Source organism: Rhodovulum sp. PH10, assembly GCF_000293785.1.
Lineage (GTDB): Bacteria > Pseudomonadota > Alphaproteobacteria > Rhizobiales > Xanthobacteraceae > Rhodoplanes.
This window is the reverse complement of sequence record NZ_AKZI01000259.1, coordinates 1-454: the sequence shown is the minus strand read 5'-3', so window position 1 is coordinate 454 and position 454 is coordinate 1. Positions and strand designations below refer to the sequence as shown.

General features: G+C 77.3%; 1 protein-coding gene. It reads left to right on the top strand.

Annotated features, from left to right (window positions below; translation table 11 throughout):
- The coding region (locus A33M_RS21915) for a hypothetical protein (RefSeq protein ID WP_040622777.1) at positions 1–454 on the top strand (454 nt) is incomplete at both ends.

The window sequence follows — 454 nt, the reverse complement described above, 5'->3', positions numbered from 1 at the left end:
CCTGCGCCCTGGCGGTCGACCGGTACGGACGGATCGTCGCGCTGTCGCCGTCCGCCGAGGCCGTTCTGCGCGACGGCAACGTGCTGACGGTGGAGCGGGGCCGGCTCGCCGGCGCCACCCCCGAGGCGACCGGCCGGCTCGCGCATGCCATCGCCGGCACCGCCGGGGCGATCCGCGGCGAGCCGCCTCGACCGACCACCACGGCGACGCTGGCGGGCCGGCACGGCAGCGCGGTTCGCATCCGCGCCGTCGCCGTTCCGCGCGACCGCAACGACATCGGCTTCGGTGCCACCACGATCGTCGCACTCGAGACCATGACCGGCGCCAGCGTTCTCGATCCGGCCCTCGACCCGGCCCATGCGGCCGTCCTCACCCCGGCCGAGCGGGAGATCGCCGTCGCTCTGCTGGCCGGCGAGCGGCCCGGCCGGATCGCCGCCCGCCGGGGTGTCTCCGT